The organism is Xanthomonas sp. fls2-241-TYG-148 (assembly GCF_030208815.1).
GTDB lineage: Bacteria > Pseudomonadota > Gammaproteobacteria > Xanthomonadales > Xanthomonadaceae > Xanthomonas > Xanthomonas campestris.
On sequence record NZ_JARVTE010000001.1, the window covers coordinates 432,136 to 452,002 of the forward strand.

Genomic DNA, 19,867 nt, shown 5'->3' on the forward strand with positions numbered 1-19,867 from the left:
GAAGTGCAATGGCGGCGGGCAAACAGATCGGATGGCGGGAAGCGGCAAGCTGGCTGGCGGAGATCGTCGGGCCGGACATGCCCTATGTGCGTCTGGCCATCGTCTACGGCGTGGCGATCAGTCTATTGTCGCTGGCCACGCCAATCTCGGTGCAGTTGCTGATCAACAGCGTGGCCAACACCGCGCTGCCCACGCCGCTATGGACCCTGTCGGGATTGTTGCTCGGCCTGTTGCTGCTGGTCGCCGGCCTGAGCGCGATGCGGGTGTGGGTCATGGCGTTGTTCGAACGCCGCCTGTTCGCACGCGTGGTGGCCGAGATCACGGTGCGCGCCGTGCATGCGCAGAACCCGTTCTTCGCCGACCAGAACCGCGGCGACATGTTCAACCGCTACTTCGATCTGGTGGTGGTGCAGAAGGCCGTGCCGAGTCTGGCCATCGGTGCGTTCACCATCGTGCTGCAGTCGGCAGTGGGGCTGATCGTCACCAGCTTCTACCACCCGTTTTTCCTGGGCTTCAACGCCTTGCTGCTGCTGGTGATCTTCAGCATCTGGATGCTCTGGTCGCGCGGGTCGATCCGCACCGCGGTGGATCTGAGCCATGCCAAGCACGAGGCCGCACGCTGGCTGGAAAGCGTCGGCGGCTCCAACGGGTTCTACAAGTCCAGCCGCCATCTCGATTTCGCGATGGATCGCTCCGAGGCGGTCACGGCCGCCTACATCGATCGGCATCGGCGCCACTTCAGCTACAGCTTCACCCAGACCGCCTCCTTCCTGCTGGTCTACGCGGTGGCCAGCGCGGCGTTGCTGGCACTGGGCGGCAACCTGATCCTGCGCGGTGAGTTGTCGATCGGCCAGCTGGTGGCGGCCGAGCTGATCCTGAGCGCGGTGTTCTACGGTATCTCCCAGCTAGGCACCTACCTGGACGCGTTCTACGACCTGGTCGCCAGCTCCGAAGAACTCTCGTTGCTGTTTGCCATCCCGCAGGAGCGTGCCGTGGTGGCGCCGGGCAAGACCCCGGGCAACAGCGCGGTCCGCCTGGATGGCGTGGTGATCGATGGCGCGCGGTTCGACTTTTCGCTGGCCGCCGGCGAACAGCTGGTGACGCTGGCCGATGGCGGTGCCGAGCGGCTGCTGGCAATGGTGTTGAAACGGCACGTGGTGCCCGATCGCGGGCTGGTGATGGTGGGCGGTGCCGACATGGCCACCTTCGACATGTACCTGCTACGTTCGGAAGTCACCGTGCTCGACCGCCCCACCATCGTGGAGGTCACCATTCGCGAATACCTTGCGCTGGCCTCCAGTGATGTGAGCTCCGAAGCGATGCTGGAAGCCATCGACGCGGTGGGCTTGCGCAGCCGCATTGCCTCGCTTCCCAAGGGGCTGGACACGCGTCTGGCTGCCTCCGGCTACCCGTTGTGGATCGGCGAGGTGATGGCGCTGAAGCTGGCCAACGCGCTGCTGGTACAGCCGCGCGTGCTGATGCTGTCGCAGCTGTACGACCTGATCCCGGCAGAACGCCTGACCAAGATCCTGCGCCGTTTGAAAGCCACCGGCACCACCGCCTTGTTGTGCACCGGCCGGCCGGAGGACATCACCCTGGACGGCTGGTTCCGCCTGCAGCCCGAGCAGCAGCAGCGCTACGCCACGCGCGATGCCCTGATCGCATCCATGCAGGAGGCAGACGATGCGCCAGGCCGCTGATCGCAACGCACACTTCCCCACCCTGGCGGCGATGCGGCCGCCCAGCATCGCCAAGGCGCTGGCCTGGATGCTGCTGATCGGCGTGGCCATTGCCGCGGCGATCCTGGCGCTGGCGCCGTGGGTGCAGACCGCCAGCGGCAAGGGACAAGTGGTCTCGCTGGACCCGGGCGACCGCCAGCAGCAGGTCACCGCCTTCGTTCCCGGCCGTGTCGAGACGTGGTACGTGCACGACGGCCAGCATGTCTCGCGTGGCGACCCGATCGCGCGCGTCGGCGATCTGGATCCGGACCTGCTGACCCGCCTGGCCAGCGAACGGGCGCAGGTGCAGGCCGAGATCACCGCCATCCAGCAATCACGCGCGGTAGCCGGCATCGATGTGGAGCGCAGCCGGCAATTGCTGGCCGAAGGCCTGGCCGGGCGCCGCGACTACGAGCTGACCCAGATCAAGGTGGCCGAAGCCGATGCCAAGCTGGCCGAGTCGCGCGCCAAGTTGACCCGGATCGACATCCAGTTGAATCGCCAATCTGCGCAGTTGGTGCGTGCGCCGCGCGACGGCCGCGTGCAGCAGCTCAACGCGGCCAGCGGCAGCGCGATGGTGTCGCCGGGCACGGTGCTCGCGGTGATCGCGCCCGAACGCGTGGAGCGCGCGGTCGAACTGTATATCGACGGCCGCGACGTGCCGTTGATCCGCCCGGGCCGGCCGGTGCGTCTGGAGTTCGAAGGCTGGCCGGCAATCCAGTTCAGCGGCTGGCCGTCAGTGGCGCACGGCATGTTCGATGGCCGCGTGCGTGCCATCGACCCCAACGCCGCGCCCGATGGGTTGTTCCGCATCCTGGTCGAACCCATGCCGGGTAAGCCGGCGTGGCCGGCGCAGGAATTCGCGCGCCAGGGCGGCAAGGTGCGCGGCTGGGTGCAGGGCGAGACCGTGCGGGTCGGCTACGAACTGTGGCGCCAACTCAACAACTTCCCGCTGGAATTCGGCCGCCGCCCGACGGCCACGCAGCAGGATGACGGCAAGGCCAGGCCGGCGGCGTACAAGGCCGAAGACGACGCGACGGGCAAGAAATGATGCACCGTCTTGTTGCCCTGCTGATCGCACTCTGCCCCGGTGCGGCATTCGCCCAGACCGCTGCCCTGACCCTGGACGAGGTATTGCAGTCCTCTGCCCGCTCGGCGCCGCAGATCGTCGAATCGCTGGCCAAGGTGCGCCAGGCCGAAGGCAAGGGGCTATCGGCCAATGGCGCGTTCGATACGGTGTTCGATATCGATGGCCGCTCGCGCGAAGCCGGCTATTACGACGGCAGTTCGATCGAGAGCACGGTCAAGCGGCCCTTCGAGGAAAACGGCGGCTACTACTACGGCGGGTACCGGTCCTCGCGCGGGTCGTTTCCGGTCTACGAAGACAAGTCCTACACCGACCGCGGCGGCGAAGTGAAAGTCGGTGCGCTGTATGCGCTGCTGCGCGACCGCGTGGTGGATGAGCGCCGCACCCGCCGCAGCGTGGCCAGCGGCGACATCGACGTGGCGCAATACGAAGCGGAGATGGTGGCGATTGGCGTGCAGCGCCGCGCGGTGGACGCCTACCAGAGCTGGGTCGCGGCCGGGCTGAAGCTGCGGGCCTACAAGGACCTGCTGGAGCTGGCCGAACGCCGCCGCAACGCCATTTCCCGGCAAGTGACGCTCGGCGCACGGCCAACCATTCTGTTGACCGAAAACGACCAGAACCTGGTGCGCCGCCGCGCGCTTGTGGTGCGCTCGGAGCAGGACTTCGCCAATGCGGCCAATGCGTTGTCCTTGTATCTGCGCGACGACGCCGGCATGCCGCTGATCGTGTCCGCCGAGCGGCTGCCCGCCGATACCTCCGCGCTTGAAGGCCTGGCCGGCGCCAGCAAGATCACCGCGCCGGTGGAACGCCCCGATTACCGCGCCGTGCTGACCCGCATCGATCAGGCCACCGCCCGCCTGATGCTGGCGCAGAACGATCTGAAGCCGCGCCTGGACGTGAGTTTCGAGGTCAGCAAGGATCTGGGCGCGCCCGGCGTGGGTGGCCCAAACCGTTCGCCGACCGATGCGATCATCGGCTTCCGTTTCAGCGTGCCGCTGGAAAACCGTTCCGCCAAGGGCCGCGTGGCCGAGGCACGCGCGGAGATCGAGGCGCTGGATCAGCGTAGCCGCTTCCTGCGCGACCAGATTTCGGTGGAAGTGGAATCCATCGTCATCTCGCTCAATGCCGCCGAGCGGCTGGCCGGCATCGCCGATGAGGAGCGCAGCCTGGCAGACCGGCTCGCTGCGGCGGAGCGGCGCCGTTTCGAACTGGGCTCGGGCGACTTTTTCCTCGTTAATCAACGCGAAGAAACTGCCAACGATGCCCGCGTGCGGCTGATCGACGCGCAGGCGCGGATCGCCTCCGCACGTGCCGAACTTGCTGCCGCCACCGCGGACCGTGACGCTTTGATGCTGCGCCAGTAGCGCACGCTGGCGCTGGCCGGATTTGTCCGTGCATCCAGCACAACAGGCCCGCCGCTGGGCAGCGTGCAACGCACCACTGCCATGCCCTCGAAGTGTCGCGCGCGTAGCGCGAGAAGCTAAAAAGCAGCCACAACCGGCGCCATCATTGTGTGCTTCATCGCTTGACGACGCATCAGTAACACGGCGCTGCGCATGCTCGCGACACCGGCAACAGCGCCGGTCGCGCGATCGTTGACGGTCGCATTGCAACCTTGAAACTGAGGAGGTGCGAGATGTCTTTTCGGCAATTTCCAGCCGTCGGTGCAGACGGCGAGCCCTACGTGATCATCGAGTTCCGCGACGACCAACCGCAGGGGCGCGCGCAGACACACGCGACACCACGCTATGAGCTCCCCGACGGTCGCCATCTGCTGCGGCAGGGCCAACGCTTCGTCACCAGCGGCGGCGAACTGAGCCTGCAAGCGGCATAACGCCAGCTGGTCATTTTTTGACCATGGCAAACCCGGCCGTTGCGCGGCAAGGGCTGATGCGAGTTATCCACATGCTTGTCCAGGATTCATCCACACCCTGTGTGGATGAATCTGCCGTTTGGGTTGGCATGTGCTCGTGGCCGCTTTCACCCGCAATTCGAATTGCGCTCAGCGGGCGAGTCCGCTTCGACTTGCCACTGCGTTGCTGTCGCAGATGTGTTGCATCCAAAGGCCACACAATTGACGGAAGCAAAGCGCCTTAAGGCTGCCTACGCATGAGGCGGTGCAGGTGGACAGGCGCCAGACCTACGACTACATCGCTGCTGCTGATGAGTCAGGTTTCCCAAACTCTGGAGCACCACGCCTGAGTCGGAGGGCTCAACGCTCCCGATCAACGCGCTCCAGCACCCGCCCGATCCGGTCGGCATCGATTTGCGCTGCGGCGCGGCCCAGTGCAGCGCGATCGCTCTCCGGCTCGAACCCCATCCGAAAGTGCAGCTCGCCGCTAGGTGTGCGCGAGGAATGGATCGAGGACAGATTGACGCCGTGCTGCTCGAATACATGCAGCAACACGCGTAACGAGCCCGGCTGGTCTTCGGGCAAATACACGCTCAAGGTCAGCGGCTCGGTGAGGTCGGCCAGCAGGTAGCCCACCCGCTCATAGGTGTAGTTGCCGGCCGCCAGTGAATCGCCTTGCAGGGCCTGCGTGTTGGCATCGAGAAAGGCCTGCCGAAATCGCAGGCGTGCCGCATCATCGCCCTGCACCACCAGGCCGCGCAGTTCTTGCAGCTGCGCGAGCAGGCGGTCGAGCATTTCGGCAACGTAAGGATTGCCGAACTGGATGTCTTCGTAGATCGACGGGTTGAGCGAGAGAATGCGCGCGATCACCGCGGTATCCAGTTCGAACGAGGCCGAGCGGTACGGCATCAAGGTGCGCAACTCGCCGAGCAAGGGGGCATAGTCGCGCAAGGTGCCAGCCTGCGCCAGATGGGTGGCATGCACCATGGCCTGCACCAGGGCCATCACGCGGTCGTGGTGTTCGGGTGTGGCGTAGACGCACTCGGCCTGCAACGCGCTGCACAGCGCATCCACCCAGCCGGACCAGCGCTGCACACGTGCGTGGCAGACCACCATCACCCGCCCCTTCAAGGTGGGCGACTTGGGCGGTGCGGTCATCGGGTGCAGGCCCACCACCTCGGCCTGCGACGCCAGCATCGCCGCGACTGGCGCCTGCTTGATCGAGGTGACATCCAGCCACAGTTGCTCCGCCGCACGCGCGCCGGCAAGAGCGGCATAACGTTCGATCAGCGCAGCGGTGTGGCGGATTGGTGCCGAAAAAATCAGCACATCGGCGCGCGCCACCAGCGTGGCGTCGTCCAGCCCGTCCGGTAACGCCGGATCCACGCCGATCACCTCCAGCCCCATGCGCGTGCGCAGGAATTGGGCGAGCCAGCGCCCGTAGGCGCCGGCGATCCCGACGATGCCAACGACCGGATGCGCGATCACGCCAGTCGCTCGACCGCAAAGCGCGGCGCGGTGCCAAGCGCGGCCGGCGCAGCGGCCAGCACATCGAATTCCTCGAAGCCGGCAGCCAAGGTGGCCTCCAGCGCCGCATGCACGCCGGTCAGCGCGTGCCCCACCGCCTGCTCGAATGGCACATCGCGCAGCAGCAGGCCAATCAGCAACGCCATCAGCACATCACCGGTGCCGGCCACGTCCACCGGCAGGTGCGGGCTGGCCCAGCGATAGACTGCCTCAGCGCTCACGGCCAGGGTCACCAGCTCGCCGGTGCCGCCCGCCACGCTATGCGCAAGCACCCAGTGCGGGCCACGCGCAAGCAAGGCGCGTGCGGCGACGATGGCATCGTCCTGTTCCAGACTCGGCAGCCCGGTCAGGCGACCAAGCTCGAAGGCATTGGGCGTGACCAGCCAGGCATGCGGCAACAGCCGCTCGGCAAACACGCGCTCTAACCCGGGCTCCACGTAGGGGCCGGTGTGGGTGTCACCAATCACCGGGTCCAGGCAATAGCGCAACTGTGGCGCCTGCGGCAGGGTCTGCTCCAGCCAGTCCGCAAACGCCTCGCCATTGGCCAGACTGCCGAAGTAACCGGAGACCAGCATGCGTGCACGCTGCGGCAGGCCGCGCTCGGTCGCGCCCAGCAACAGATCCGCCAGCCAGTCGGCCGGCAGGATGCGTCCGCGCAAGGTGGCATAGAACGGCGCATTGCTCAGCAAGGTAGTGGGCACTTCCGCCACGCGTAAGCCCAGCGCGCGCAACGGCGGCACCGCCGCGCTGTTGCCGGCATGCCCGTAGACCAATTGCGATTGCACCGAGATCACATCGACCGGTGCAGGACCATCCGGGCGCTGACGGCGGCCGTGGACGAGGTGGCTGTCGGTTGCGTCGCTCATGCAGGCACCATCTTCGAAAGAGATGTCCCATTATCCGCGCAAGCCGGCAAGCGTGCTGTCGAAACAGCAGCAATGGCACCCCCGTGCATCACAACGCTGCGCCTGGTTGCTGCTTGGTTATGCCGAGTTGGGCACGCAACCCGCGCAGGCGATTCCATAAAAAATCCGGCGTGCATCGCTGCACGCCGGACGTTGCTGGATCACATCACCTGGAACCGGGTCCCTGGATCAGGACGTCATCCGATCCCAGAAACCCTTCACCCCATCGATGAAGGTCGCCGACTTGGGCGAGTGCTTGCGCGCGTCCTCACCGGTGAACGTGGCCTCGAACTGCTTGAGCAATTCGCGCTGATCGGCGGTGAGGTTGACCGGCGTTTCCACCACCACGCGGCAGTACAGATCGCCCTCGCTGCGGCTGCGCACCGAGCGCACGCCCTTGCCACGCAGCCGGAACAGCTTGCCGGTCTGCGTTTCGGCCGGGATGCGGATTTCCGCTTCGCCGCCCAGCGTGGCCACCCGCACGGTGTCGCCGAGTGCCGCTTGCGAAATGCGGATCGGCACCTCGCAATGCAGGTCGTCGCCATCGCGCTGGAAGATCGCATGCTCGCGCACGCGCACTTCCACATACAGATCGCCCGGTGGCGTACCGGCCGGGCCGGCTTCGCCCTCGCCTGCCAAGCGGATACGGTCGCCGGTGTCCACGCCTGCCGGCACCTTGATCGACAGCACCTTGTCTTCTTCCACGCGACCAGCGCCGTGGCAGGTCTTGCACGGGTTCTGGATCAGCGTGCCGCGGCCGTCGCAATGCGGGCAGCTCTGTTGCATGGCGAAGATGCCGCGCTGGATGCGGACCTGGCCGCGCCCATGGCAAGTTGCGCAGACTTCCACCTTGCCGTCTTCCGAGCCGCTGCCGTGGCAGGGGTCGCACTCGATCAGCGTGGGGATCTCGATGCGCCGCTCGATGCCGGCGACGGCTTCTTCCAGATCCAGTTCCAACACGTAGCCGACGTCGGCACCACGTCGCGCAGCGCGCGGACCGGCGGCGCCACCGCCAAAAATATTGCCGAAGATATCGCCAAAGATATCTCCCATGTCCGGACCACCAGGCCCACCGCCGCCGCCGCCCATGCCGTGCTCGAACGCCGCATGGCCGTGCGCGTCGTAGGCACGGCGCTTGTTGCCATCCGACAGCACTTCATAGGCTTCCTTGCATTCCTTAAACGTTGCCTCTGCAGCAGCGTCGCCGGGATTGCGGTCCGGGTGGTACTTCATGGCACAACGCCGATAAGCCTTCTTCAGCTCCTCGTCGCTGGCGCCACGGGCCACGCCCAGAACTTCGTAGTAATCGCGTTTGCTCATAAGCCGGGATTCGGGATTCGTGATTTGAGATTCGTTGAAACGCGAAAGCGGACAGCACATGCTGGTCCGCCTTGGCGACGCGACGCGTTGAGGATATCGGGGTGGGGACTCACCCGCACGGCGGCGTGCGAATCCCCATTCCCGACTCCCGAATCACGGCTTACTTCTTATCGTCCTTGACCTCGGTGAACTCGGCGTCCACCACGTCATCGGCGGCCTTGGAGGCCTGCGCATTGCCGCTGGCCGCATCGGCGCCGCCGCCCTGTTCTGCTGCGGCGGCCGCTGCGTACAGCGACTGGCCGGCTTCTTCCAGGGTCTTGCTGCGTGCTTCGATCTGCGCCTTGTCGTCGCCCTTCATGGCGGTTTCCAGATCGGCCAGCGCCGCTTCCACCTTGCCGATCACATCGCCACCCACCTTGCTGCCATGCTCGGTGATCGCGGTGCGGGTGGCATGGATCAAGCCATCGGCCTGGTTGCGGGTTTGCACCAGCTCCTGGAACTTCTTGTCTTCTTCGCGGTTGGCTTCCGCGTCGGCGACCATGCGCTGGATCTCTTCATCCGACAGGCCCGAACCGGCCTTGATCTCGACCTTCTGCTCCTTGTTGGTCTTCTTGTCCTTGGCCGACACATGCAGGATGCCGTTCGCGTCGATGTCGAAGGACACCTCCACCTGCGGCATGCCGCGCGGCGCCGGCTCGATGCCGGACAGGTCGAACTTGGCCAGCGACTTGTTGAAGCGGGCCTGCTCGCGCTCACCCTGCAGCACATGCACGGTCACGGCCGACTGGTTGTCTTCGGCAGTGGAGAAGGTCTGCGAGGCCTTGGTCGGGATGGTGGTGTTCTTTTCGATGATCTTGGTGAACACGCCGCCCATGGTTTCGATACCCAGCGACAGCGGGGTCACGTCCAGCAGCAGCACGTCCTTGACGTCGCCAGCCAGCACGCCGCCCTGGATCGCGGCGCCCACGGCCACGGCTTCGTCCGGGTTGACGTCCTTGCGCGGTTCCTTGCCGAAGAAATCGGCAACGGCCTGCTGCACCTTCGGCATACGGGTCTGACCGCCGACCAGGATCACTTCGTTGATGTCGCTGGCGCGCAGACCGGCGTCGTTCAACGCGGTGCGGCACGGCTCGATCGACTTCTTGACCAGGTCTTCCACCAGCGCTTCGAGCTTGGCACGGGTCAACTTGATGTTGAGGTGCTTCGGGCCCGAGGCATCGGCGGTGACGTACGGCAGGTTCACTTCGGTCTGCTGCGAGGTCGACAGCTCGATCTTGGCGCGCTCTGCGGCGTCCTTGAGGCGCTGCAGCGCCAACGGATCCTTGCGCAGATCGATGCCCTGATCCTTGTTGAATTCGTCGACCAGATACTCGATGACGCGGTTGTCGAAGTCTTCGCCGCCCAGGAAGGTGTCACCGTTGGTGGCCAGCACTTCGAACTGCTTCTCACCATCGACTTCGGCGATTTCGATGATCGACACGTCGAAGGTGCCGCCGCCCAGGTCGTATACGGCAATCTTGCGGTCACCGCCGTTCTTGTCCAGGCCATAGGCCAGGGCAGCAGCCGTCGGCTCGTTGATAATGCGCTTGACGTCCAGACCGGCGATGCGGCCCGCGTCCTTGGTCGCCTGGCGCTGACTGTCGTTGAAGTACGCCGGCACCGTGATCACCGCTTCGGTGACCTTCTCGCCCAGGAAGTCCTCGGCGGTCTTCTTCATCTTTTCCAGCACGCGTGCGGAGATTTCCTGCGGCGCCATGCGCTTGGAATCGCTGGTCTGCACCCAGGCGTCGCCGTTGTCGTGCGCCAGGATGCCGTACGGCACGTGGGAGATGTCCTTCTGCACTTCGCCGTCAGTGAACTTGCGGCCGATCAGGCGCTTCACCGCGTAGAAGGTGTTCTTCGGGTTGGTCACCGCCTGGCGCTTGGCCGAGGCACCGACCAGCACTTCGCCGTCCTTGGTGTAGGCGACGATCGAGGGCGTGGTGCGATCGCCCTCGGAATTTTCGATGACGCGGGCCTTGCCGCCGTCCATGATCGCCACGCACGAGTTCGTGGTGCCGAGGTCAATACCAATGATCTTGCCCATGGATACGCTCCTGATGAGTCTTTAGCTGTGTCCGGCGACGCCGGGTCTGGCTGAGATGTGGGGGTGGTGCGCAGGTGTTCAAGCCACCTGTACGAATCTGCGTTCCGCGTCTGCGCCGGCCGGTTCAGCCGGCAGCAGTGCTCAGTCGTGCTTGGCCACGACCACCAGGGCCGGGCGCAGCAGGCGCTCGTTGAGCAGGTAACCCTTCTGGAACACCTGTACGACGTGGCCCGGCGCGATGCCCTCGGCCTCGCCCTGGCTGATCGCCTGATGCTGGTCGGGGTTGAACGGCTGGCCGACCGGGTCGAGCAGGGTCAAACCGTTGTCGGCAGCGACCTTGAGCAGCTGCTTGTAGGTCAGATCCAGGCCATCGCGCAGCGGGCTGGGCTCGGTGCCGGCGGCGGTGAGGCCCGCGTCCAGGCTGTCGAACACCGGCAGCAGTTCGCCGAGCAGCTTCTCGTTGGCGAACTTGCGCGCGTTCTCCACATCGCGGGCGATGCGCTTGCGCTGGTTCTCCAGGTCGGCACGCTCGCGCAGAGCGTCGGCCTTGACCAGGGCGATCTCGCTGCGCAAGGACTCGATCTCGGCCTTGAGCGGATCGGTCTCGGGCGGGTTCTGGGACAGGTCTTCGGAGTCGAATTCGGGGTGGTCTTGGTTCATGTGCAGTTCCCGGGCAAGCGGAACGCCCGCCCCAACGTCACCCCGTATGTGGGCGCTCGCGCGCGTTTCAAGCAAATGCCATCACTCCGATCGAGCGCGGTTATCGCGTGCCGGGCGGCTCCATGGCCGCGCCCAGCATCTGCGCGGCGGTCTGCACCAGCGGAATCACCCGGTCGTAGGCCATGCGTTTGGGCCCGATCACCCCCAGCACGCCCAGCACCTGGCCGCCGGCGGTGTACGGCGCGGTGACCAGCGAGACGTCGTCCAGCGACACCATGCCGGTTTCCTCGCCGATGAAGATGCGCACGCCCGGCGCCTGGATGGTGCGTTCGAGCAGTTGCAGGATCTCGCGCTTGCTGGCGAAGGCCTCGAACAGCTCGCGCAGCCGGTCCAGGTCCGACAGGTCCTGCACGCCCATCAGGCGGGTCTGCCCGGCCATCACCATGTCGTCGGCATCGGCCGGCACCAGCGCCTCGCTGGCCAGGTCCACGCTGTGCGCCAGCAACTGCTCCATCTCGTTCTTGGCCAGCCGTAGCTCGCGCAGCAGCGAAGCGCGGATGTCCGACAGCGCGCGCCCGGCGAACTGCGCGTTGAGGTAGTTGGCCACCCGTTCCAGCTCGGCCGGCTCGTAGGCGCGGCGCGGCTCGATCACCCGGTTCTGCACCTCGTTGTCGGCAAATACCAGGATCGCCAGCACCCGGCGCGCGTCCAGCGGCACGAAATCGATATGCCGGAACGCAAACTGCTCGCGGCGCGGCGCGCTCACCACGCCCACGAAGTGGCTCATCGCCGACAGCATCTGCGAAGCGCTACCCAGCAGCGACTGCGTCCCGTTGCTGCTGGCCAGCTCGGCGCGCAGCCGGCGCACCTCCTCTTCGCCGGGCGGCTGCATCTGCACCAGGCTGTCGACGAACACCCGGTAGCCGTGCGCGGTGGGCACCCGCCCAGCCGAGGTGTGCGGAGAACTGAGCAGCCCGATGTCTTCCAGGTCGGCCAAAATATTACGGATCGTCGCCGGGCTGACATCCAGGCCGGCATGCTGGGCCAGCGTCTTGGAGCCCACCGGTTCGCCATCGCGGATGTAACGCGCGATCAGCGTGCGCAGCAGGTGGCGTGCGCGGGGGTCGAGCATTGGGGACTGGGACGCGCGCATGGGATCATCCGGTGAGACTGGGCATAGATAATGTCTGGCCCCGGGGTTGGCAAGCATCCCATTCCCCCAGCGTCCCCATCGGCCCTAAGCTTCCCCAAAGCGTTCACACTCGATCCCATGCTCAGACACCTCTCAATCAAGGATTTCGCCGTTGTCCGCGCCACCGAACTCGAATTCGGGCCGGGCATGACCGTGGTCTCAGGCGAAACCGGCGCCGGCAAGTCGCTGATGGTGGATGCGCTGGGCTTTTTGTCCGGCCTGCGCGCCGACAGCGGCGTGGTCCGCCACGGCGCCGACCGCGCCGAGCTGTCGGCCGAATTCCAGCTGCCGGCCGAGCACCCCGGCCTGACCTGGCTGGCCGACAACGAGCTCGATGACGATGCCCAATGCCAGCTGCGCCGGATCATTCGCGCCGACGGCGGCTCGCGCGCCTGGATCAACGGCCGCCCGGTGACCTCCTCGCAGCTGTCCGACCTGGCCGCGCGGCTGGTGGAAATCCACGGCCAGCACGAGCACCAGGCGCTGATGGCCCGCAACAGCCAGCTAGCCCTGCTCGATGCCTACGCCCGCAACAGCGCCCAGCGCGAGCAGGTGCGCCAGGCCAGCCAGCGCTGGCAGGCGCTGCTGGACGAGCGCGATGCCTTGTCCGCGCAAGGCGATGTCTCCGACCGCATCGGCTTTCTGGAGCACCAACTGGCCGAACTGGAGCGCGAGGACCTGGACCCGGCGGCCATCGCCGCGCTGGACACCAACCATCGCCGCCAGGCACACGCCACTGCCTTGATCGGCGCCTGCGAGAGCGTGGTCCAGCAGCTCAATGGCGACGAGGGCCCTTCGGCGCTGGGCCTGCTGCAGGACAGCCGGCACGACCTGGCCCGGGTGGCCGAGCACGAGCCGCGGCTGGGCGAAGTGGATGCGCTACTGGACAGCGCCGCGATCCAGATCGAAGAAGCGCTCGCCCTGCTCGACCGCGTGCGCGACGACCTGGATGCCGACCCCACCCAGTTCGAGGCCATGGAGCGCCGCCTCGGCCGCCTGCATGACCTGGCCCGCAAGCACCGCGTTTCGCCTGACGAGCTGGCCGCGCATCGCGACCACCTGACCGCCGAGGTTGAGAGCCTGCGTGGCGCCGACGAGCGCCTGCAGCAGCTGGACAAGCACATCGAGGCGGCCATCGGCGTCTGGCAAGGCGCCGCCAGCGCCCTCAGCGCCAGCCGCCAGAGCGCTGCGCAAGCGTTGTCCGCTGCCACCACCACGCTGATCGGCGAACTGGGCATGGGCGGCGGGCAATTTTTGATCCAGTTGCAGCCGCAAGAGACCCTGCGCCCGGATCCCAATGGCGCCGAGCGGGTGGAATTCCTGGTCGCCGCCAACGCCGGGCAGCCGCCGCGCGCCCTGCGCAAGGTGGCCTCCGGCGGCGAACTGTCGCGTATCTCGCTGGCGATCGAAGTGGCAGCGCTCGGCCTGGACAGCGTGCCGACCATGGTGTTCGACGAAGTGGATTCCGGTATCGGCGGCGCGGTGGCCGACATCGTCGGCCAGAAGCTGCGTGCCCTGGGCGAAGAACGCCAGGTACTGTGCGTCACCCACTTGCCACAGGTCGCCGCCAAGGGCCACGCGCATTACCGCGTGAGCAAGGCGCCGGTGGATGGCATGACCCAGAGCGCGGTAGAACTGCTCGGCCCGCAGGCACGCCAGGAAGAACTGGCGCGCATGCTCGGCGGCGTGGAAGTCAGCAAGGAAGCCCGCGCGGCGGCGCGCAAGCTGCTGCAGAGCGCCTGAGTTGCAGGGCGGGCACATCGTGCTGCGGGCTCGCAGCGCGATGTGCCCGCCCGAGTTCGCACTGACTTTCCCTCCGCGCTTGCGGGGCTGGATATTGCTGCGATCGGTAGATCGGCACGCCTGCTTGAGCCCCGACTCTCAGTGCGATTGGCCTGTTCGATAGCGCAGGCCTGGTGATCGGCAAGGCGGCACCCGATGCACTATTTGCGGCGCATCGCGACAATGCGGCGCCACTGCCTTATCTGCGGCAATTCCAGACTGAAGCTGGGGCGCTTGCTCCCGTCGAGCGGCAGGCGTACATCGCGCTTGACCACGGACGTCTCGATTGCGGCGCGCGCTGCAATTGCTGCGCACGCGCACTGCACAACGCCCTAGCCACACGTGACATGCGCAATCCACGCATCACGGCAGATCTCCTGCATCGGCAGTTGAGTAGTGGCACGGCCGTACTCAATCGTCGCGTGCAGGCGCAACGCGGGCGCGCACTGTCCGGCGCACTAGGACGCACTTACGCGCCAGAACGCTGACCACTGTTTCATCAAGGGTCACGACGGATAGCATGTCGCGCGCAGCACATCAGCGATGCGCTTCTCCCAAACATGCACAAGGCGGCCGAAGCCGCCTTGTCAGTGTTACCTGGGGCAACGTGGTGTCAGCGCGGGCGCTTCTTGCGCACGTACAGCACCAGCGAATGCTCTTCGAGCTCGTAGCCATGCTTCGCCGCAATCTGGCGCTGCAGCGCTTCAATTTCTTCGCTCTCGAACTCGATCACGTGGCCGGTGTCCACATCGACCATGTGGTCGTGATGGCCGCCGCGGTCCAGCTCGTACACGGCCTGGCCGCCTTCGAAATTGTGCTTCAACACCAGGCCTGCAGCCTCGAATTGGGTCAGCACGCGGTAAACCGTGGCCAGGCCGATTTCGTCGCCATGGTCCAGCAGCTGGCGATAGATGTCTTCTGCGCTGAGGTGGTGCTGGTTGCTCTTCTGTTCGAGCAGCTCCAGGATCCGCATGCGCGGATGGGTCACCTTGAGCCCGACTTTGCGCAGGTCGTGGGTTTCCATACGTTCTCCGTTCATTGGCGATTTAGCGCCAGCTGCCTGAGACGGGTCGCGGCGACCGCCGGGAGTGTATCATCGGCGTGATTTCCTCAGCACTTAATCCCCGATGCGCAATCTCCTGCTGGTCGCCGCCGTTGCACTCTCCACCGCTGGCTGCGGCATCATCTACAAGCAGCCGATCTACCAGGGCAATCTGATCAAACAGACCGCCGTGGAGCAACTGCAGGTAGGCCAGAGCAAGCAGCAGGTCAGCGCGTTGCTGGGAACACCGTCCATCCCCGATCCGTTCCATGCCCAGCGTTGGGACTACACGTCCACGCAGCGCGTCGATCGTCTGGCGCGGACCGACGTCAAGAACTTCACCGTGTTCTTCGAAAATGAGCAGGTCGTGCGTTGGGAAGGCGATTATTTCCCGGCCCAGGACGAGCAGCTGGCCAAGTCGGCGCCCAAGCAGTTCGGCCGCAACCTGGCCCGCGACAAGAAGAAGCAGCGCGGCCGCTGAGGACGCTGACGCGGCGAGTGGATCACCGCTCGCTGCTGCTTGATCGTGATATCGCTGGCCATCGGCCAGCCCCGCTTGTCTCGGTGACCCCACAGGATGCTGCGCGTGCTGCTTCCATGTGCGTGCTCCGAGGCGCTGCCTCTTAGCGCCCTGCTCTTTTGATGCCAGCCCCGTGCCTGGGGCCGATGGCAACTCATCTCTCCCCGCGCATCAAACGCACCTTACGGCGAAGCATTGCGCTTCTTTTGCGTGCCCGGCGCCTGTTTGGCGGGCGCGGCACGACGCCGGCGTGCCTCCTTCGGGTCCAGTAGCAGCGGCCTGAGCAATTCGACGCGGTCGCCGTCGCGCAACACCTGGGCCGGCGTGGCAATCACGCCATGCACCGCCTGGGCGACCAGCGCTTGGTCACCGGCAAACCCGGAGGCGGCAACGGCCTCGGCCACGGTGGCGCCCTCGGCAAGTTCCAGCTGGACCGCGCTGTAGCGGTCCGGCCAGGCGACGATGACCTCCACCCGCATGACTAGACGTCGCCGCGATCGGCGACCCGCACGAAATCGTTGACCATGCGGTCGGCCAGGCCCTGGAAGCCCAGCGCCAGCGCCGGACCCAGCAGCCGCGAGCTGGTTTCCACTTCAAGGGTCAGGCTCACCTTGCACGCGTTGTCACCCAGCGACTGAAATTCCCACAGGCCTTCCAGGCGCTTGAACGGCCCGTCGCGCAGATGCATCACGATGCGTTCGGGCCGCTCCAGGATGTTTTCGGTGGTGAACCAGGTGCGGAACGAACCGAGCCCCAGGTCCAGCCGCGCCACGATGTGGGCGTCGTCCTCTTCAAGCACATGCGCAGCGTCGCACCAGCCGAAGCGGCGCGGATAGGCGGCGACATCATTGACCAGATCGAACATGCGGGTGGCGCTGTGTTCGACTAGGGCGCTGCGACGGATGGTAGGCATTCTCTGACTTGTGAAAGACGGGCGATCGTTTGGCGACGCCGAATCGGCGACAATAGATGCATGAGCAAGAAACCTGCCAAGGATAAAGCAAAGAGCGCGACGGCCACGAAAACCATCGCCCTGAACAAACGTGCGCGCCACGAGTACCACCTCGAGGAGCGCTATGAAGCCGGCCTGGCCCTGCAGGGCTGGGAGGTCAAGGCCATCCGCGCCGGGCGCGCGAACATCGTCGACGGCTACGCCTACGTGCGGTCGGGCGAGATTTACCTGATCGGCGCGCAGATCACCCCGTTGATCCAGGCTTCCACCCACGTGATTCCGGTGGAACGCCGCGACCGCAAGCTGCTGCTGCACCGGGCCGAGATCGACAAGGTGCTGACCCGCGTGGAGCGCGAAGGCTACACATTGGTGCCCACCGCGCTGTACTGGAGCAGCAACAAGGTCAAGCTGGAGATCGCATTGGCCAAGGGCAAGCAATCGCACGACAAGCGCGATGCCGCCAAGGAACGCGACTGGCAGCGCGACAAGCAGCGCGTGATGCGGCGGCATAATCGGGATGCCTGAGTAGCCGGGATTCGGGATTCGGGATTCGCAAGAACGGGGCTGCTTGAGCTGAGCATTTGCTGAGACCGCAAGTTGCGATGGTTTGGGCTGCTTTGAGGCCGTGCGATCCCGCCACGCCATGTGACGCGACCGCTCTTAGCCAGCCTTCGGGCTGCAACCTGCATCGCGTCCGTTTTTGTTCAGCCAACCACCGCGTTTGCGAATCCCCAATCCCGACTCCCGAATCACGCCTCTCCAAGCATCCGCATCAAATTCGGCACCCCACGGCCCTGCACGTAACGATCGCGCTGCAGGTCGGTGCAGGTGTCCAGCAGCAGTTGCTTGACCCGGTCCGGGAAGCCGATGAACTCGCGGCGTGCGGATAAAAAACCGGCCAGCACGCCGGACACATGCGGTGCGGCCATGCTGGTGCCGCTCATTTCGACCATCAGGCTGGACGGGTCGCGCGGGTCGAAGCCGTAGTAGGCGGACAGGATCTTCTCGCCCGGGGCGACCACATCGGGTTTGGAGCGGCCGTCGGCAGTCGGCCCGCGGGATGAAAAATACGACACGCCGTAATTATGCGGGCTGCTCTTGTGCACCGATCCCACCACGATCGCGTCCTCCAGATTGCCCGGATCGCTGATCGACAGATCCATGTTCGCCGGATAGGTACCGCCGTCGTTCTGCATCAGCCAGGCCAGGCCTTCGTTGCCAGCCGCCACCACTACTAGTACGCCCTGCCGCCACAACCGCCGCAACTCGTTGCATAACGGCGTGAAGCCACAGCCGTAGCTTTCCGGATCGAAGCACCCGCCCAGGCTCAGATTGACGCCGTGGATCACCAGCTCGCCGGCACGCTCGTTGAGGTCGGCCACGTGCTGCACCGCCTTGATCATCCACGAATCACGCCCGTTGCCGGCGTCGTCCAGCACCTTGAAGCCATAGAGCTGCGTCTCCGGCGCCATGCCGGCAAATTCCAGCAGTTCGCCCGGCTTGCCACTGGCATCGGGCACCGTCGCCCGGCAACAGCCGGCGATGATGCCGGCGATGTGTGTGCCATGGCCGTGCCCGTCGAGTGCGTTGAACCGTTTGCCATCGGCCCGCGTGAGCCGCTTGGGCGCGCCACGCCGGGTGCAATCCCACTGCGCCACCACGTTGTCGCGTTCGCCGGGCACGAAGAAATGTGGATGCGCGGCCGCAATGCCGGTATCCAGGACCGCCCAGCCGATCTGCTGCCCACGTGCGCGATACGCCGTGCGTGCTGCATCCACATGCAGCACGTTGCCCGAGACGTGAATCAGCGCGCGCTTGCCGGCATCGCGCCAGACGCGCCGGAAACCCAGCGCGCGGTAGCGGCTTTGCAGCGTTTCGATCTCGAACCGCGTCAGCCGCGCCGAAATGAAGCGCTGCAGGCTGTCTTCGAGTTCGATCGCGTCGTCCAATGCATCGCCGTCCAGGCCGGTGCTATGCCCGGCAATCTGGCGCATGTGGGTGAGCAATTGCGCACGCACGCCGGCCGGGTCCGCACCCAGGACGCGACGGTCCAGCTCGATCAACACCTCGTGCCGGTAGTCCGCGCCGTGCGCTTCGAGCTGCTCACTGAGGTCCTTGATCAGCACCGCATTGGAAACCGGCTGATCGAAGCCCACACCCACCGCCTGCCGCACCGCTGCACGCACCTGCGCAATGGCCAAATACCCCGAGCCCGAATGCGGGTTGTGCTCCCAGTCCGGGTTGAGCCGCGCGGCGGCGATGTTCTCGAACCGCCCCTTGGCATTGGCGATGTCGTCGGTCAGGTCTGGATCCAGCGCGATCGGATCGCGCGTTTCGGCCACGTTGACCCAGCGCCGCACGCAGTCGGGGAACGGCAGTTTGCGCGTCCCGGTCCAGCGCTTGAACATGCTGCGCACCTGCGGCAAGCCCAGCGGCGAGCCCAGGGTCAGAAATAGCGCCACCTCGCAGCCATCGGCCTGCAACTGCCGCAGCACGTCGTAGGCAATCATCGAGCCCTGGCTGTGCGCCACCACCACGAACGGCCCGCCACCGGCGCGCAACCGTTGCGCCAGGCTTTCGCGCATCTGCGCGGCCCGCTCCGGGACAAAGAACAGATCGTGCACGTCCTGCAGCAGCGCCGCGGAAATCAGCCGCAGCAGCACGCGGTTGATCGCATCGATCGGCCCCTTCGCCTGCACGCCGCCGGCGAGTGGCGCGGCCTGCAACTCGTCCAGCATCTGGTGCAGATCAGCACGCTCCTGCTCGCTCTGTGCCAGCGCATCGGCCAGCGCGTGCAGGTCCTGCTCGCCCGGCACCAACCCCAGCGTGCTCAACGCCCGCTGCACGCTCTGGTTCAACGCCGGCCCCACATCGCGGCCATCGCAACTGCCGGGCTCCGGCACCGGGTAGCGCTCGCGGTTGACCCAGTACGCCAGCCGCGTGCGCTCACCCATCGGGCGGCCGAACAAGGCCTTGTCCCACTGGCAGCGCAATACCTCAGCCGGCGGCTTGTTGCCAATGCCATGGATGTAGATGACGGTGCGGGCTTTACCCTGCACCCGAGTGCGATGGCCGTTTTCCTCTTGCGTTTCCGCCTTGGCGGTGGCCTGACGCGCCGGACGGCGCTTGGCCGGCGGGGCGGCCTTGGCGGTCTTCTTGGTTGCGGCGCGCGTCGTGCGCGGGCCGGTGGGGCGCTTGCCTGTGCTCATCCAGTGGCTCCTTCA

The 19,867-nt window shown here is 66.0% G+C and carries 17 protein-coding genes; 7 read left to right on the forward strand and 10 right to left on the reverse strand.

The genetic code is table 11. The annotated features are described in order from the left end of the window. Nucleotides 1-8 precede the first annotated feature (8 nt). The 4 genes from QRM60_RS01855 (at nt 9) to QRM60_RS01870 (ending at nt 4,639) form a co-directional block, all read left to right on the forward strand. On the forward strand, nt 9-1,700 hold the full coding sequence (locus tag QRM60_RS01855) for an ABC transporter ATP-binding protein (protein ID WP_115004320.1): 1,692 nt from the start codon (nt 9-11) through the stop codon (nt 1,698-1,700). Next, nucleotides 1,684-2,769, forward strand: a complete 1,086-nt coding sequence (locus QRM60_RS01860; RefSeq protein WP_285445452.1) for an HlyD family efflux transporter periplasmic adaptor subunit — start codon at nt 1,684-1,686, stop codon at nt 2,767-2,769. Before QRM60_RS01855 ends, QRM60_RS01860 begins: the two co-directional genes overlap by 17 nt. Beyond that, nucleotides 2,766-4,169, forward strand: coding sequence for a TolC family protein (locus QRM60_RS01865; protein ID WP_042598766.1), 1,404 nt, complete (start codon nt 2,766-2,768; stop codon nt 4,167-4,169). Before QRM60_RS01860 ends, QRM60_RS01865 begins: the two co-directional genes overlap by 4 nt. A gap of 272 nt (nt 4,170-4,441) precedes the next feature. Then, nucleotides 4,442-4,639 carry a hypothetical protein gene (locus QRM60_RS01870; RefSeq protein ID WP_011269904.1) on the forward strand — a complete coding sequence of 66 codons (198 nt, stop codon included), beginning with the start codon at nt 4,442-4,444 and terminating at the stop codon, nt 4,637-4,639. A gap of 378 nt (nt 4,640-5,017) precedes the next feature. Here QRM60_RS01870 and QRM60_RS01875 read toward each other — a convergent pair whose 3' ends face one another. The 6 genes from QRM60_RS01875 to hrcA all read right to left on the reverse strand — a co-directional run bounded on the left by QRM60_RS01875 (nt 5,018) and on the right by hrcA (nt 12,287). Then, a complete protein-coding gene (locus QRM60_RS01875; RefSeq protein WP_285445453.1) occupies nt 5,018-6,145 on the reverse strand; it encodes a prephenate dehydrogenase in 1,128 nt (375 codons plus the stop codon). Continuing rightward, nucleotides 6,142-7,050, reverse strand: a complete 909-nt coding sequence (gene pdxY, locus QRM60_RS01880; protein WP_119959893.1) for a pyridoxal kinase — start codon at nt 7,048-7,050, stop codon at nt 6,142-6,144. Before pdxY ends, QRM60_RS01875 begins: the two co-directional genes overlap by 4 nt. 228 nt (nt 7,051-7,278) lie before the next feature. Then, nucleotides 7,279-8,409 (reverse strand): molecular chaperone DnaJ, encoded by a 1,131-nt coding sequence (dnaJ, locus tag QRM60_RS01885; protein ID WP_014507316.1) that lies wholly within the window; start codon nt 8,407-8,409, stop codon nt 7,279-7,281. A gap of 160 nt (nt 8,410-8,569) precedes the next feature. Beyond that, nucleotides 8,570-10,495, reverse strand: a complete 1,926-nt coding sequence (gene dnaK / locus QRM60_RS01890; RefSeq protein ID WP_285445454.1) for a molecular chaperone DnaK — start codon at nt 10,493-10,495, stop codon at nt 8,570-8,572. Between the two features lie 141 nt (nt 10,496-10,636). Then, nucleotides 10,637-11,155, reverse strand: a complete 519-nt coding sequence (gene grpE / locus QRM60_RS01895; protein WP_014507314.1) for a nucleotide exchange factor GrpE — start codon at nt 11,153-11,155, stop codon at nt 10,637-10,639. Nucleotides 11,156-11,255: 100 nt separating this feature from the next. Beyond that, nucleotides 11,256-12,287, reverse strand: coding sequence for a heat-inducible transcriptional repressor HrcA (hrcA, locus tag QRM60_RS01900; RefSeq protein ID WP_029628994.1), 1,032 nt, complete (start codon nt 12,285-12,287; stop codon nt 11,256-11,258). A 138-nt stretch (nt 12,288-12,425) separates the two neighbouring features. Here hrcA and recN point away from each other — a divergent pair, with 138 nt between their 5' ends. Beyond that, nucleotides 12,426-14,090 carry a DNA repair protein RecN gene (gene recN / locus QRM60_RS01905; RefSeq protein ID WP_285445455.1) on the forward strand — a complete coding sequence of 555 codons (1,665 nt, stop codon included), beginning with the start codon at nt 12,426-12,428 and terminating at the stop codon, nt 14,088-14,090. A 652-nt stretch (nt 14,091-14,742) separates the two neighbouring features. On the opposite strand, the gene fur is transcribed toward recN, so the two are convergent. After that, complete coding sequence (gene fur, locus QRM60_RS01910; protein WP_005988392.1) at nt 14,743-15,153, reverse strand: ferric iron uptake transcriptional regulator; 411 nt, start codon at nt 15,151-15,153, stop codon at nt 14,743-14,745. Between the two features lie 103 nt (nt 15,154-15,256). Between fur and bamE the strand changes: the two genes are divergently transcribed. Further along, nucleotides 15,257-15,652 (forward strand): outer membrane protein assembly factor BamE, encoded by a 396-nt coding sequence (gene bamE / locus QRM60_RS01915; RefSeq protein ID WP_011036655.1) that lies wholly within the window; start codon nt 15,257-15,259, stop codon nt 15,650-15,652. Nucleotides 15,653-15,873: 221 nt separating this feature from the next. Here the strand turns inward: bamE and QRM60_RS01920 are convergent, their stop codons facing one another. Both QRM60_RS01920 and QRM60_RS01925 read right to left on the reverse strand, forming a co-directional pair. Continuing rightward, on the reverse strand, nt 15,874-16,170 hold the full coding sequence (locus tag QRM60_RS01920; RefSeq protein ID WP_012438734.1) for an RnfH family protein: 297 nt from the start codon (nt 16,168-16,170) through the stop codon (nt 15,874-15,876). 2 nt (nt 16,171-16,172) lie between these two features. After that, nucleotides 16,173-16,604, reverse strand: coding sequence for a type II toxin-antitoxin system RatA family toxin (locus QRM60_RS01925; protein WP_011036653.1), 432 nt, complete (start codon nt 16,602-16,604; stop codon nt 16,173-16,175). A 60-nt stretch (nt 16,605-16,664) separates the two neighbouring features. Here QRM60_RS01925 and smpB point away from each other — a divergent pair, with 60 nt between their 5' ends. Continuing rightward, a complete protein-coding gene (smpB, locus tag QRM60_RS01930) occupies nt 16,665-17,168 on the forward strand; it encodes an SsrA-binding protein SmpB (protein WP_011036652.1) in 504 nt (167 codons plus the stop codon). Nucleotides 17,169-17,392: 224 nt separating this feature from the next. Here smpB and QRM60_RS01935 read toward each other — a convergent pair whose 3' ends face one another. Next, nucleotides 17,393-19,852 carry a S8 family serine peptidase gene (locus QRM60_RS01935; protein ID WP_285445456.1) on the reverse strand — a complete coding sequence of 820 codons (2,460 nt, stop codon included), beginning with the start codon at nt 19,850-19,852 and terminating at the stop codon, nt 17,393-17,395. Between the last annotated feature and the right edge of the window lie 15 nt (nt 19,853-19,867).